Below are 13,206 nucleotides of genomic sequence, written 5' to 3' on the forward strand. Positions count from 1 at the left end.
GAGTTTTTTTATTTCATCATTAATTTCGGAATATATCTTTGAAGAATGCTTTCTAATTCATTCATATCTTCCTGTCTAATAAGTAAATTCACATTGTCATTCATTTTTTCTCGCCCGCGATATAAAAATATATTTTCTTTTGGATTTTCCCATGTTGATGTTTTATAGCCTTTCAATTCTTCATATGAATAAAAGTTTAATCCATCTATTACACCTTTTTCATATATTTGTACACTTTTAATAAGATGTATAGCTATTAAAGTCATAAAACAACTTGCTACAGCATGAATACCTAGCTGAATAAAAAACTGTTCAACTGTATCAATATCGCCACTTACGTACTGAGCATATATATACATACATTGTCCAATGAAATATGCTGGTCCAAGTAATGCAATCCAACGTCTTTTCACCCGAGGATACATTGCAATAAGTTTTCCTGCGCTTTTTTTCATTTCATTTATTATATATATTTTCCATAGAACAAAGAACAAAACGCATAATGTAAAAACAAGCATAATACATGACATCCAGTACATTCTTATTCCTCCCTTATATCAATACATTTAAATTTTACATTCCGCATACCTATAGTACATATGCAATTATGCATAAAAAATGCAGGTAACCTCTTCCGGCTACCTGCATTTCATTACATCTTCTCAATCCACTCCGTCAAGTTATGCACAACTTGCGTCGGTTGAACTTCGTATTCTGTTAACTTCTCCACAGTTGTGACTCCAGTGTGGACAAGAAGCGTATGCATACCAGCATTTATTCCTGCTAAAATGTCTGTATCGTAGTTATCCCCAACCATTAATGCTTCATTCTTTTCTATGCCAAGCACTTTCAAAGCTTGTTCCATAATGATTGATTCTGGTTTTCCGATAAAGATTGGATCCACACCTGTTGATACTGCTACAACTGATGTTAATGAACCATTACCTGGTAATAATCCTCGCTCAGTTGGGATGGCAATATCCCCATTTGTAGAAATAAACGTTGCGCCATTACGCACAGCAAGACACGCTTTTGCTAATTTTTCATATGTGATGTCACGATCTAAACCCACAACAACGAAATCAGGATTTTCATCCACAAGTTCAAATCCTTTTTCCACAAGTGCATCGTGTAAGCCTTCTTCACCAATCATATATACAGTTGCGTCTTGTTTACGTTCATAAATAAAGTTCGCAGTCGCCATACTCGTTGTGAATACTTGCTCTGCTTTCGCTGGAATATCGAAACGAACAAGCTTTTCTGCTACCTGTTCCGGTTTGCGAGTTGAGTTATTCGTAACGAATAAATATGGAATGCCGCGCTCTCCTAATGCTTTTACGAAGTCGCTTGCTTCTTCAATTTGTTCTTCTCCGCGATACATCGTACCGTCTAAGTCAATTAAGTAACCTTTATACATCGATTATGTCTCTCCTTCTATGCTAACGTTCTCACCTTATCATACCACTCTTATATTACCCGCTTTTCCAAAAGAAAAAAACGCTTTACCTTAAAGCGCCCCATAACGTTCATTTTTTCTCTTTTATTTGGTAAGAACAACTACAATCGCCCTCGCACATATTTGCTAGCGTTTTCACTTCTGCGTTCGTAAATAAACGCTTATACATTTCTTTTTCATCTTCACACACTTGCGGGAATCTCTCGGCAATTTCCTTTAACGGACAGTTTTGTTTTTCAATTACGAAAGATTTCTCTCCATCTCTCTTTATTTGAACCATATAACCATTTTTCTCTTGCATAGCTGCTATCTCTTGCACTTTATATGCTAAATTCTTTTGATTACTCACTCTCTTTTGTAACTGTTCTTCCATTCGCTTCGTTCTCTCTTTTAAAACGTAACGAAGTATTTTTTCATCGCCCATTCGAGCTAAATCTTCTAGCATATCAATCGCAAATTGCTTATACTCTTTCGGGAATGTATCTTCTCCCTTTTCGCTTAATCCATACAAATAAGTTGGTCTTCCGACATGTTGCCTTACCATCTTAGAATAAATGAGTCCGTCTTTCTCAAGATTACTTAAATGTCTTCGAATCGCCATTTCTGTAATCTCTAAAACGTCAGCTAGTTCCGCTACCGTGTGCTCTCCCTTTACTTTCAACAATTGTACAATCTCGTCTTTCGTAGTACGTGCTTCCCCCATACTTCACCCTTCTCCCTTTTCTTTCTCACATACAATATAAGATCCCCAAAAGGCATTCTCTGGGGATCTTATAAGCATAATTATTCTGGTACAAATGCAGATACAGGTCCTAATTCCTTTTCTAAATAACTGCGAATATTTGCTGGGTATTTCTCTACCACTGCAATATGTTTTTGAATCGTCTTATATAATTCATCATGATTCATTTGAATATAATCTTGCGTAAGCATTTTTCGAAGAAGGATAATTTCTTTCATCCCTTGTCCATCTTCTTCACTTATCACTCGCTCGTCCATTAAAATATCAATAATATCTTCATAGCTTCCTGGATCACGCATAATAAATCCATCAATCATCGCATTTCCTACATCTAATACACAATCAATAATAAGATGGGCTATGCGCTCTAATGCGTAAAATTCAAACTCGGTTTCATATATCTTTTTCTCTTGAAATGTACTTGTTGCTCGTTCTAAACATACTAGCATTTGTTCTATTTTCTTTCTGTCTACGAAATACATGAATGTCACCTACCTGGAAATTAAAGCATTTACATTTTAATTGTAACGCTTTCTTCTGAAAAAATCGACAATTTTTCGAATTCACCTTTTCTCCGTTATTTGTTATAGTTATATTTGTATGATTTTTGAAATTGGAGGAATGGAATCTTGGAACGTGAACTCGCACTAGAAATTGTCCGTGTAACAGAAGCAGCAGCCTTAGCATCCGCACAGTGGATGGGCCGCGGAAAGAAAAATGAAGCAGATGATGCAGCAACTACAGCAATGCGTGATATGTTCGATTCAGTAAACATGGCAGGTACAGTTGTAATTGGTGAAGGAGAACTTGATGAAGCACCGATGTTGTATATTGGTGAAGAACTAGGAACAGGTAATGGTCCAGAAGTAGACATCGCCGTTGATCCATTAGAAGGTACAAACATCGTTGCAAAAGGTCTTGCAAATGCGATGGCAGTTATTGCAATCGCAGACAAAGGGAACCTTCTTCATGCTCCTGATATGTACATGGAAAAAATCGCGGTTGGTCCAAAAGCAGCTGGTAAAATTAGCTTAGATGATCCAATTGAAAAAACAATTGAAATTGTAGCAGAAGCTAACAATAAAAAGATTCGCGATCTAACAGTTATCGTTCAAGAACGTGAACGTCATCAAGATATTATTGACCGTGTTCGTGCAAAAGGTGCACGCGTAAAATTATTTGGTGACGGTGATGTTGGTGCGTCAATCGCAACAGCACTACCTGGAACGGGTATCGACTTATTCGTAGGTATTGGCGGAGCTCCAGAAGGTGTTATTTCTGCAGCAGCATTAAAGTGCCTTGAAGGTGAAATGCAAGCTCGCTTAGTTCCAATGAACGAAGAAGAAGAAGCTCGTTGTCGTGAAATGGGATTAGAAGATCCTCGTCAACTTCTTATGTTAGATGACTTAGTATCTGGGGATGATGCAATCTTCTCAGCAACTGGTGTATCTGCTGGTGAGTTATTAGACGGTGTTAAATTCCTTGGCGGAGACTTAGCTGAAACATACTCTATCGTAATGCGTTACAAAACAAGAACAGTACGATTCATTAAAACGCATCACCATTTAGATCATAAGCCACACTTAAACTTAGATATTTAATAAAAGGAGCCATGTGTATGGAAGAACGTTTCTTTCTGTACGACGACACTGTCGCTACAAAAACTCGTTTCGTTAGCTTTATGGGAGAAAATGAGCGTCATGATTTAGCGCTATTATACTCCGATCGTCATTACGGTAAAACAATTGTCCTTGATATGCAGCGTAATAAATTCGCAATCATCGGCGCTGACGATTTAAACGAACCAGGCTACTTAGAGCACGCATTTTCTATGACTGAAGAAATTGCAGAAGAATTACGCTCATTTTTATTTGAACTTATATAATTTATCTTAGGCACCAGCTTTTTAGCTGGTGTTTTTCATTATAATTATTTTAAATTTTCAATCTTTTAATTATAATTAAGAATAAATCTATTTGGATGAACACTCCCCCACTTAGCAAAGCTTGAAGTGGGGGTTTCTAACGTTTCGACCTAACGGACGATTAACGTCAGGGGAGTTAACACATTAGCGAGCTGTTTCACACCTAACCCCTCTATCCCATTTGTCCATGCATTTGGGATTACTTTTCGTAAAATGTTAGCCGCAGCATTTACATCTGCATGAATTAAAGTTTTATTTGCTGAACAATATATGCCGCGCTTTATTCGTTTTCCTGAAAAAGTTGTATTTTGGTCATTTTCTCCATACGTTGGAATGAAGTCGTTATCCAGAAAACTTGCTTTCGATGTATATGATTCTTCAGTTACAATAACTTGAATGCCTACAGCATTTGCTTTGTATGTAATCATTTGAATCAATAAACTATGTGGGATATGACAAAACGATTGGTTATTTCTTTTTCCCATATTTGTTTCTTGTTTCCAACTTTTGTTTTGACCAATAACGATTTTACAAACATCTTCTTCTTGTGCTAGTTTTACGATATGGTGACTAACTTTATGGAAGACGTCTTTTATTTTCAAGTAACGTTTTTGATGAAGTTTTTCTATCCTTTTAGAAGTAAAAGGTCCTTCATTCGTTTGTTTTCCATTTCTAAGAATGCTTGTAAAATGACTCTTCATTTTGTTGTAATATTGATTTATGCTTTTGACATGTTTGCCCTTAACAAGGACAGGTTTCATACCTGTGTTTGTTACGATGGTTGCAAGGTTATCAATACCTAAATCAATACTCATATAACGAGCATTCTCTTCAATAATTTGTTGTTCAGAAGGAACATCAATTACCAATTCCACTACATATTCATTGTATTTTGGAATCACACGAACTTGTTTCAGTTTACCTTCAGTGAAACCTAGTTTCCCAATATTTAATTGCAATTTCGTCTTTGGAAACTTTAAAAATCTACTGTTTTTAATGATGCAATCTTGGTTTGTATACAGAATCTCTTTTTCAGAAGAACGAATATACTTTGGAATCCTAGGCATTCCAGCATATTTGTTTGGATTCTTTTTATAGTCTTTTAAACTAGCAAGAAAAGATTTCCAATTTTGGAACACACCTTTCATGATTGACTGGCTACATTGCGTAGGCAAAGCTCGATAATCATTTTGAATCATAGCCTTAAATAGTGCATCTAGAAAGTTGTAATCTACATAAGGTTTTTCAAAATTAGGTTCTGAAAACAAATTACATGTAATCTCTTTCTGTTCTTCTTTAGGCTTTAATTTCTCTTTTTCCAATTTCTTCTGATAGGCAAGAAGTTGTGTGTCATTCATCTTACCAATATTTTTATGAATATGATCCAGAACTTCTTTTTGCAATGGCTGTAACTCTTTTTCTTGTGTTAATCCAGTGTACACCTGGCGTATATAAAAGTTTGTAGTGTTGTACATATTCTTAGCGTTATGACAACATTCTTGAAAATAAGAATACATACGATGCCCTTTTTTAATCCAAATTTGAAGGGTTTTATAGTTTGATGGATTTTCTTTTGCCATTTTATTCACCTCCTTGTTAAGGATATTATAGCAAAAAAGAACATACGTTTCTGTTTTTCTCAAAAATAAAATATTTCTTTCGATTCACCTCACCACCTTCACTTACGTTTAGAGGTGGGGGTCCTCTCGAAAGGCATGATAGAAAGGACATTTACGACGTATGCCAACAACTAATTTGTAATGGACCAGCAATTGGATAGCATTACTCTCAAAAAAGCACCGTGCTTTTTCAAGGGAGTAGTCTGCCCATTCCCATTACAAAGGAGCGTATTGCATCTGTAGTATGATGTTTACGGAGGTTCCTCTTTGGGGACCTCCTTTTATTCTTGTCTTTTTCTCATGCCTTCATACTACAAGACATCCAAATAGCTGTATTACGTTCCTTTACCACTACTATAAGAGGTGAAGGAAAATGCAGAAAGTACAACTTTCTTGGAGTTTATATGAAAACGAGCAAAACACAATCGAAAAATATTGTAAAAATTGCAGACGTACTACCCTATTTACCGACACAAATATTCGTAGGCATAACGCCAACGGAAAAAACATATACCGCTTTGCCATTTATAAATGTCCGAAAGACCATACGTGGAATCAAAAACTTCGTATTTATAAAGCATTTACTGATCACGTTGAAACAGTCGATATGACGCAGCAGGATCAGCCAGAAACAACTACTACCATTTCCATTACGCAACATCAAGAAAGCGGCATAACCGAAATCACGATCGTATTAGATATTGTTTTCGGTTCCCACCGCATCGATAAAGCCTTATCCACATATATTTCCGACTGGAGCCGTACACGCATTGTGGATAAAATTAAAAATGGGGATATTCAATTAAACGGACAACAAATGAAGCCAAATACAATACTTTCTGAAGGCGATCATATCTCGATTTGTTTGTAAGCAAAAATATGCAAAAAATCCTCTTACAATTGTAAGAGGATTTTTTTATTTCTTCACTTTTCGTAATACAAAATGTGCGCAACCGAAGTTACAGTACTCGTATAAATACTCCGTTAACGTACTAATTTTCGTATCATATGTCGCACGTTGGTTACTATCATCAAAGAATCCGCGCAATCTAAGTTGCTCATATCCCCAGTCCCCAACGATGTAATCATATTTATTTAAAATTTCTGCATAGCGCTCTTTAAATGCTTCTTCACTAAAACCGTCACGAAAGTTTTTAATTACTTCGTACTGAACATTATTAATGCTCACCGTAGCATGAATCTCTTGCTTTTGCTCCATCATTAACTTCCTCTCTAAGCATTCTTCTTTTTATCGTATCACAAAGCATAACAACCAACAATTTCAAATACAAAAAATTGCAAATTAGTACATGCTATGGAGAAGGAGGTGATACATCGTGAAAAAACAAATTTTACTTTCCCTTCTCACTCTTTCCTTATTTGCAGGCTGCCAATCAGCGAACAAAGCTGAAATGGAACGTGAAGAAGGAAGCCGTGTTCTTGTTTCCAATAAAAACGACATGTATCATACGGAAAATACAAATACAAGACTCACAAGAGTCGGTTATTCTTCTAAACAAAAGCATGAAGTATCTAACAAACAAGTAGGGGCCATTAATCGCGAGAAGGTCGCTGAAATGATTACAAGCATGACAGTCAAACTTCCTGACGTTACAAACGCTGCTACACTCGTTACTGATGATGAAGTGTTCGTTGTATACCGTGCAAACACAACGGATCCAAAACTCGTAGCGGATCAAGTATATAGAGCTGCTTTGTCCATCGTTCCTCGCTATTATAAAGCATATGTATCAACAGACCAAAAGTTGATTTCTCAAATTCAAGGGCTTCAATCTGGCGCATTAAATGATACAGAATATACACAAAGCCTCGATATGTTAAAACGAGAAATGAGTAAAAATCCTCATTTGAACAATACGGGAGATCAGACTTTGAATGATATGATTAAAAAGTAAAACAGGTGGAGAAAATCTCCACCTGTTTTACTTTTTATTTTTTATTACGATCCGCATAAACCTCCATCGCATCACACATAAACTGCGCTAATCCCTCACCAAACTTATCGATATTTTTCGTAAAACGCTCATCAGCGACGTACATTTGACCGAGTCCTTTAAAAGCATCTAACGAATATTCACCGAAGTTTTGCAAGTAATCGTACCATACTTTAATAGCTGCCTGCGCCTCTTTAGAATCTGGTGCATCGTGTCTAAGCGTTGCTAAATTTCTATAAATAGCATTAAACTCCTCTTGGTTCTCTTTTGACATACCTTTTGCATATTCGTTCGCTTTATCTACAGCTGCGTCTCCCCATTTTTCACGTGCTTCTTCTTCATATAGGTTATGGCTGAAATCGAATCCTTCAAATTTCTCTTTATTCGTCATTTCAATCTCTCCTTTTGTATGCTGAATTGTTTTATCAATCGTCGCAATCACCTTATCTAATCTGGCACGCTTTTCAAGAAGCATCTTCTTATGGAGCTGTAGTGCCTCTTCGCGATCAAATGATGGACTCATGATAATCTCTTTAATTTTCTTCAAAGGGAAGCCAAGCTCTTTAAAAAACAAAATTTGCTGCAATGTCTCTAAATTTTCATTGGAATACAGACGATATCCAGACTCTGTCGTCTCGTCTGGGGTTAACAACCCAATTTCATCGTAATGATGCAGTGTGCGCACACTAATTCCAACTAAATCAGCTACTTCTTTTACTCTCATTGTCATTTGTATCTCCCCCTTAGTACATACGATAAAGTATGACGCAACGTTAGAGTCAATAAGTAAATTCATTTTCTTTCTAAAAGTTTCATCTCTCCCCTATTTCATGCATAATAGATATGTACATATATTAGAAAGCGGTGAAAGTATGGTTTCAAATACTGTAATTGCCAGCATCATTTTTCAACTCATTGTCTCGATTCTGGTCCCAATTATCGTACTCGTTTATTTCCGTAAAAAATATAATATGAATTGGAAAGTGGTCGGCGTTGGTGTTCTTATCTTTATCGGATTCACCCAAATTCTTGAAACACCATTCCACCTATTTATGCGCGGTAATCCAACAATCGCTCCATTTTTAGAAAATCCGTTTGTCTTCGCAATTTATGGCGGATTGACTGCTGGTATTTTTGAAGAATTAGGACGCTTCGTTGCCTTCTTCTTCTTACTAAAAAAATATCTAGAATATAAAGATGGCTTCGCTTATGGAATTGGTCACGGCGGAATTGAATCTATTTTAATTGGCGGTTTTTCTGCATTACAAGCATTAATCTTTGCTAATTCTATTAACGATGGTAGCTTCGCTCGACTGATTGAACAAAAACCCGAGCTTAGCATTTTACAGGACATGTTAATTCAGCAACCTGCCTACTTATACTTCCTTGGTAGCTTAGAAAGAATTATGGCACTCGTGCTTCAAATCGCCTTTACAATGCTTGTTTTATACGCAGTCAAACAGAAGAAATATATCTTCCTAGTATACGCTATACTATTCCACGCATTTGTAGACTTTTTCGCGGCACTTTACCAAACAAAAACAATCAATATCTTTGTTGCCGAAGGAATTACCCTTCTCTTCACAATTGGGGCTGTCGTTCTTATTCGCAAGATGAAAGCGAAATTAATGAGTGTGCCGGAGTAAAAAATAACCCACCGATTGGTGGGTTATTTTTTATGGATTGTCGCAATGGTGATAGCTTTTTCCTTCTTGCAGCTCCCTCTTTGTTTCTGCATCTATAACGATGTACTTATGAAACTCTTCTACTTCATTTTGAGAAAAGGAAGCGAAAAAATAAACTTGGCGATCAGGATGAACAAAAAAATCTTGAAGCATCACACTACTCCGACAACCCATGGTTGTTTTTTGTAGGAAAGAAAATTCCTCATCAGCCACTTCTTTAAATAAGATTTTTTTCCGAACACTATATGCTGCATTATTGTATTCTTTATAGATTTTCTTATCTAACTGTTTATAAAAAACATCCTCACTCACAAATGACTTATTTCGATTGCTTGGATAATTTAGTTTTTGATTCGACTCTGCATAAGTTGTGGACAAGTGTATAAAAAAACAAAGACTAAATACAATACATATCATTTTATTCATGATTGCACCTCAAATGTTCATTATCCACATTACTTTTCCACATATTTAAATCAATATGCTGTTTCCAATAAAAAGGAATTATTTCTACATTTGTCGAAGTATATAGCGTCAACTTGAAAGATGGGGATGAATTATGAAGAAAATTATTGTAATACGACATTGTTCAGCAATTGGGCAAAAACGTGATGATGAATTAACGACCGATGGAAAAGACCAAGCAAACACCCTTGCTACATTCCTCTTAGAAAATCATCTACAAATCGATCATATTATTTCAAGCCCATTTGTCCGAGCTATCGATTCCATTCGGCCCTATGCGCTCCAAGCTAACTTATCTATCCAAGAAGATGAACGATTAACTGAACGCATATTGAGCAACATTCCAATGGATGATTGGATGCAAAAACTAGAATCTACTTTTACAAATATAGATATTGCCTTTTCAGGCGGAGAGTCAACAAAACAAGCAACAGACCGGGCCCTATCGCTTATTCAAGACGTTTTACAATTAAACCATACGACAACACTACTTGTTACACATGGCAATTTACTTACGCTCATTTTAAAGCATTTTGATCATACGATTGGCTTTAATGAATGGAGAACTCTAACGAATCCTGATATTTACGAAATTACAATCGACGAACAATGTATCATAAAACGCTTATGGGAAGCATCGTCCAAGTAATATCCCTTTCCAAAACATTCAGTTGACGCCACGAGAAGAGACTGTTCTAACAATAGAAAGGGGTATCATTTCATATGTACGAAGACGTACTTGCTTTACTACATAAAACAAATGTTTCTTATGAAAAATTCGAACACGAACCAGTACTCGATTATGAGACCGATCGGATCGTACGCGAGAGACTTGGCTTACAAGGCACTCCAAGTAAAAGCTTATTTTTAAAATCAAAGTCTGGAGATTATTACGTATTTTTTACGTTAGAGGGCACAAGGCTCAACCGGGGAGAGATGAAAGAACTATCAGGAGAACGCTTATCTCTCTGTTCTCCTGATGAACTGCGAGACAAAACTGGTTGTACGCCGGGATGTGTGGCTCCTTTCGGATATTCACACGATGTAACAATTATTGTGGATAACGCTATTTATACGTACGATAAAATTTTAATTACACCTGGTGTTCCTGAATTTACAATTGAATTATCCACAGAAGAATTAAAAAAGATTTTATTAACATGTCCAAATACCGTTTTAGAGTACAAACAAAAAGAGAGCTAATCATTAGCTCTCTTTTTTTCATTATTTAGCTTCTGCTGTTTTTTCTTTTGCAGAACGTACTTGCTCGTCCGCATGGTAAGAAGAACGCACAAGTGGGCCAGCTTCACAGTGGCTAAATCCTTTGCTAAGTGCAATTTCTTTAAGCTCTGCAAATTCTGCTGGTGGGTAATATTTAAGAACTGGTAAATGCTTCTTAGATGGTTGTAGGTATTGCCCAAGAGTTAAAATATCCACATTGTTTGCACGTAAGTCATCCATTGCTTCAATTAAATCTTCTCTCGTTTCACCTAAGCCCACCATAATGCTCGATTTAGTTGGAATATCAGGCTGCATTTCTTTCGCTCGACGTAAAAACTCTAATGAACGTTCATATTTTGCTCTAGCGCGAACTCGGTCAGATAATCGACGTACTGTTTCAATGTTATGGTTTAAAATATCTGGTTTTGCATCCATTAACATTTTTAAGTTTTCTTCTACTCCACCCATATCAGATGGTAATACTTCGATAGACGTGAATGGGTTTTTACGACGTACTGCGCGTACTGTTTCAGCAAAAACAGCTGCTCCCCCGTCCTTTAAATCATCACGTGCAACCGCTGTTATAACAACGTGCTTTAAGCCCATTTGTACTACTGAATCTGCTACGCGTTCTGGTTCTTGTAAATCAAGCTCAGTTGGTAAGCCTGTTTTAACCGCACAAAAACGACAAGCACGTGTACAAACCGCACCTAAAATCATAAATGTTGCTGTTTTTCTTACAGCCCAGCATTCATGAATATTCGGACATTTTGCCTCTTCACAAACGGTATGAAGATTCTTAGAACGCATCATTTTCTTTAAGCCTGTATAGTTTTCATTCGTGTTTAACTTAATTTTCAACCATTCGGGCTTGCGCTTATATTCTGTTTGTTTTGTCATGGTTATCAACTCCGCACAATATGAAATAGTTTACCGTGTTCGCTTCTTTCAATGTAACATATCTATTCTAACGTATGAAAGCGATTTGCTCAAATGAAGATTCTAAGATTTTTTCCAATCGTTCCCTATAATGAAATACTCCGTATATCCCACACTAAAAAGAGTGATGTTGTGAAAGGAGTCTATTTCATGCTTCGAAAAATTTCTCTTTTGCTTTCTATTTGTTTTCTTCTCCACCAAAACATCGCTTACGGTGAAGATAATCAGCAAAGCATATACGAAAAGCGCATGGCACTATATAAAGAAACCGAGCAGTCTTCAGGCATTCCATGGTATTACTTAGCTGCAATGGATCAATATGAAAGAAATATACGGAGCGTAAGAAAAGATATTCCGAAAAAACCAGATGCCATCATTTCCCTTTATTTCAAACCAGAAATATGGGCTGGACCTATTAATAGTAACGATACTCTCCCCCATACAATTTCTCTATTTGGCGGAATAGGTTTAGATGGTGACAAAGATGGATTTGCAAATGCAAATAGCGACCGTGATCTTCTGCATACCGCAGCGACTATTTTAAGGAAACAAGGAACGTCAGAAGACCGTATTAAAATTATGCTCTGGGAATATTATAGACGTGCAAAAACAGTTGATTTAATTAGCGAATATGCCCAAATTTATAAACATTATGGCCGTATTAATTTAGAGGGAAATGCTTTTCCTCTTCCGATCCGTAGTGACCATAGCTACCGTAGTACTTTCGGCGCTGGAAGAAGTTTTGGCGGCAGAAGGATTCATGAAGGAACAGATATTTTCGCCGGATATGGCGTGCCAGTAAGATCGACTTGCTATGGCATTATTGAAACGAAAGGTTGGAACCGCCTTGGTGGATGGCGCATTGGTATTCGCGACCTTCATAACAATTACCATTATTACGCTCATTTAGGCGGGTTCTCAAAAGAAATACAGCTTGGACAAATTGTTGAGCCAGGGAAAGTAATCGGATTTGTTGGTAGCACTGGTTATGGACCTCCTGGTACAGCCGGAAAATTTCCGCCCCACTTACATTTTGGCATATATAAAGACAATGGCTATACAGAATGGGCCTTCGATCCATACATGCATTTAAGCCTTTGGGAACGCAAAGAACGAGCAAATACAAAACGATAACCGTAGCTGCATTGCTACGGTTATTTTTTATCCATTAAAAGCCTGGCTGAGCCGGATTTCACTTTA

At 36.7% G+C, this 13,206-nt stretch carries 17 protein-coding genes; 8 read left to right on the forward strand and 9 right to left on the reverse strand.

The annotated features are described in order from the left end of the window. Positions 1-8: 8 nt before the first annotated feature. The 4 genes from ACX9TM_RS25145 to ACX9TM_RS25160 form a co-directional block, all read right to left on the reverse strand. Positions 9-539 carry a hypothetical protein gene (locus ACX9TM_RS25145; protein ID WP_000289908.1) on the reverse strand — a complete coding sequence of 177 codons (531 nt, stop codon included), beginning with the start codon at positions 537-539 and terminating at the stop codon, positions 9-11. A gap of 113 nt (positions 540-652) precedes the next feature. After that, positions 653-1,417, reverse strand: a complete 765-nt coding sequence (locus ACX9TM_RS25150) for a TIGR01457 family HAD-type hydrolase (protein ID WP_000276467.1) — start codon at positions 1,415-1,417, stop codon at positions 653-655. Positions 1,418-1,526: 109 nt separating this feature from the next. Then, positions 1,527-2,159, reverse strand: a complete 633-nt coding sequence (locus ACX9TM_RS25155; RefSeq protein WP_000503345.1) for a helix-turn-helix transcriptional regulator — start codon at positions 2,157-2,159, stop codon at positions 1,527-1,529. 80 nt (positions 2,160-2,239) lie between these two features. Beyond that, positions 2,240-2,680 carry a DUF86 domain-containing protein gene (locus tag ACX9TM_RS25160; RefSeq protein ID WP_000274006.1) on the reverse strand — a complete coding sequence of 147 codons (441 nt, stop codon included), beginning with the start codon at positions 2,678-2,680 and terminating at the stop codon, positions 2,240-2,242. 147 nt (positions 2,681-2,827) lie between these two features. On the opposite strand from ACX9TM_RS25160, the gene glpX reads away from it, so the two are divergent. After that, positions 2,828-3,799, forward strand: coding sequence for a class II fructose-bisphosphatase (gene glpX / locus ACX9TM_RS25165; RefSeq protein ID WP_000439090.1), 972 nt, complete (start codon positions 2,828-2,830; stop codon positions 3,797-3,799). A gap of 17 nt (positions 3,800-3,816) precedes the next feature. Beyond that, on the forward strand, positions 3,817-4,083 hold the full coding sequence (locus tag ACX9TM_RS25170; protein WP_000392606.1) for a DUF3055 domain-containing protein: 267 nt from the start codon (positions 3,817-3,819) through the stop codon (positions 4,081-4,083). 149 nt (positions 4,084-4,232) lie between these two features. On the opposite strand, the gene ACX9TM_RS25175 is transcribed toward ACX9TM_RS25170, so the two are convergent. After that, the gene (locus tag ACX9TM_RS25175; protein WP_063220578.1) at positions 4,233-5,702 is read right to left on the reverse strand and encodes an RNA-guided endonuclease InsQ/TnpB family protein; all 1,470 of its coding nucleotides are present in this window, start codon (positions 5,700-5,702) and stop codon (positions 4,233-4,235) included. 412 nt (positions 5,703-6,114) lie between these two features. Between ACX9TM_RS25175 and ACX9TM_RS25180 the strand changes: the two genes are divergently transcribed. Beyond that, positions 6,115-6,612: a hypothetical protein gene (locus ACX9TM_RS25180; RefSeq protein WP_001174567.1), complete on the forward strand. Its 498-nt coding sequence runs from the start codon at positions 6,115-6,117 to the stop codon at positions 6,610-6,612. Positions 6,613-6,657: 45 nt separating this feature from the next. Here the strand turns inward: ACX9TM_RS25180 and ACX9TM_RS25185 are convergent, their stop codons facing one another. Continuing rightward, positions 6,658-6,960 carry a YutD family protein gene (locus ACX9TM_RS25185; RefSeq protein WP_000435943.1) on the reverse strand — a complete coding sequence of 101 codons (303 nt, stop codon included), beginning with the start codon at positions 6,958-6,960 and terminating at the stop codon, positions 6,658-6,660. Positions 6,961-7,078: 118 nt separating this feature from the next. Between ACX9TM_RS25185 and ACX9TM_RS25190 the strand changes: the two genes are divergently transcribed. Beyond that, the gene (locus ACX9TM_RS25190) at positions 7,079-7,657 is read left to right on the forward strand and encodes a YhcN/YlaJ family sporulation lipoprotein (RefSeq protein ID WP_000744132.1); all 579 of its coding nucleotides are present in this window, start codon (positions 7,079-7,081) and stop codon (positions 7,655-7,657) included. 34 nt (positions 7,658-7,691) lie between these two features. On the opposite strand, the gene ACX9TM_RS25195 is transcribed toward ACX9TM_RS25190, so the two are convergent. Continuing rightward, the gene (locus ACX9TM_RS25195) at positions 7,692-8,426 is read right to left on the reverse strand and encodes a MerR family transcriptional regulator (RefSeq protein WP_063220577.1); all 735 of its coding nucleotides are present in this window, start codon (positions 8,424-8,426) and stop codon (positions 7,692-7,694) included. A gap of 100 nt (positions 8,427-8,526) precedes the next feature. Between ACX9TM_RS25195 and ACX9TM_RS25200 the strand changes: the two genes are divergently transcribed. Further along, a complete protein-coding gene (locus ACX9TM_RS25200) occupies positions 8,527-9,342 on the forward strand; it encodes a YhfC family intramembrane metalloprotease (RefSeq protein ID WP_002164635.1) in 816 nt (271 codons plus the stop codon). 30 nt (positions 9,343-9,372) lie between these two features. Here ACX9TM_RS25200 and ACX9TM_RS25205 read toward each other — a convergent pair whose 3' ends face one another. Continuing rightward, entirely contained in the window at positions 9,373-9,807 is a 435-nt protein-coding gene (locus ACX9TM_RS25205; RefSeq protein ID WP_001038433.1) for a hypothetical protein, read from the reverse strand. Positions 9,808-9,940: 133 nt separating this feature from the next. Here ACX9TM_RS25205 and ACX9TM_RS25210 point away from each other — a divergent pair, with 133 nt between their 5' ends. Both ACX9TM_RS25210 and ACX9TM_RS25215 read left to right on the forward strand, forming a co-directional pair. Further along, on the forward strand, positions 9,941-10,495 hold the full coding sequence (locus ACX9TM_RS25210) for a histidine phosphatase family protein (RefSeq protein WP_000721022.1): 555 nt from the start codon (positions 9,941-9,943) through the stop codon (positions 10,493-10,495). A gap of 74 nt (positions 10,496-10,569) precedes the next feature. Continuing rightward, a complete protein-coding gene (locus ACX9TM_RS25215; RefSeq protein WP_000272746.1) occupies positions 10,570-11,049 on the forward strand; it encodes a YbaK/EbsC family protein in 480 nt (159 codons plus the stop codon). A 21-nt stretch (positions 11,050-11,070) separates the two neighbouring features. On the opposite strand, the gene lipA is transcribed toward ACX9TM_RS25215, so the two are convergent. Beyond that, positions 11,071-11,967 carry a lipoyl synthase gene (gene lipA, locus ACX9TM_RS25220; protein WP_000166372.1) on the reverse strand — a complete coding sequence of 299 codons (897 nt, stop codon included), beginning with the start codon at positions 11,965-11,967 and terminating at the stop codon, positions 11,071-11,073. 189 nt (positions 11,968-12,156) lie between these two features. Between lipA and ACX9TM_RS25225 the strand changes: the two genes are divergently transcribed. Continuing rightward, entirely contained in the window at positions 12,157-13,140 is a 984-nt protein-coding gene (locus ACX9TM_RS25225) for a M23 family metallopeptidase (RefSeq protein ID WP_000944663.1), read from the forward strand. Positions 13,141-13,206 lie beyond the last annotated feature (66 nt).

This window comes from Bacillus sp. LH1 (assembly GCF_057924895.1).

Excerpts from the sequence above, each read along its gene's own strand:
- ACX9TM_RS25205 (WP_001038433.1), bottom strand. The coding sequence starts at position 9,807 with ATGAATAAAATGATATGTATTGTATTTAGTCTTTGTTTTTTTATACAC.
- ACX9TM_RS25215 (WP_000272746.1), top strand. The coding sequence starts at position 10,570 with ATGTACGAAGACGTACTTGCTTTACTACATAAAACAAATGTTTCTTAT.
- ACX9TM_RS25185 (WP_000435943.1), bottom strand. The coding sequence starts at position 6,960 with ATGGAGCAAAAGCAAGAGATTCATGCTACGGTGAGCATTAATAATGTT.
- ACX9TM_RS25180 (WP_001174567.1), top strand. The coding sequence starts at position 6,115 with ATGCAGAAAGTACAACTTTCTTGGAGTTTATATGAAAACGAGCAAAAC.
- lipA (WP_000166372.1), bottom strand. The coding sequence starts at position 11,967 with ATGACAAAACAAACAGAATATAAGCGCAAGCCCGAATGGTTGAAAATT.
- ACX9TM_RS25150 (WP_000276467.1), bottom strand. The coding sequence starts at position 1,417 with ATGTATAAAGGTTACTTAATTGACTTAGACGGTACGATGTATCGCGGA.
- ACX9TM_RS25160 (WP_000274006.1), bottom strand. The coding sequence starts at position 2,680 with ATGTATTTCGTAGACAGAAAGAAAATAGAACAAATGCTAGTATGTTTA.
- ACX9TM_RS25195 (WP_063220577.1), bottom strand. The coding sequence starts at position 8,426 with ATGACAATGAGAGTAAAAGAAGTAGCTGATTTAGTTGGAATTAGTGTG.
- ACX9TM_RS25170 (WP_000392606.1), top strand. The coding sequence starts at position 3,817 with ATGGAAGAACGTTTCTTTCTGTACGACGACACTGTCGCTACAAAAACT.
- ACX9TM_RS25200 (WP_002164635.1), top strand. The coding sequence starts at position 8,527 with ATGCATAATAGATATGTACATATATTAGAAAGCGGTGAAAGTATGGTT.
- ACX9TM_RS25145 (WP_000289908.1), bottom strand. The coding sequence starts at position 539 with ATGTACTGGATGTCATGTATTATGCTTGTTTTTACATTATGCGTTTTG.
- ACX9TM_RS25155 (WP_000503345.1), bottom strand. The coding sequence starts at position 2,159 with ATGGGGGAAGCACGTACTACGAAAGACGAGATTGTACAATTGTTGAAA.
- ACX9TM_RS25225 (WP_000944663.1), top strand. The coding sequence starts at position 12,157 with ATGCTTCGAAAAATTTCTCTTTTGCTTTCTATTTGTTTTCTTCTCCAC.
- ACX9TM_RS25175 (WP_063220578.1), bottom strand. The coding sequence starts at position 5,702 with ATGGCAAAAGAAAATCCATCAAACTATAAAACCCTTCAAATTTGGATT.
- ACX9TM_RS25210 (WP_000721022.1), top strand. The coding sequence starts at position 9,941 with ATGAAGAAAATTATTGTAATACGACATTGTTCAGCAATTGGGCAAAAA.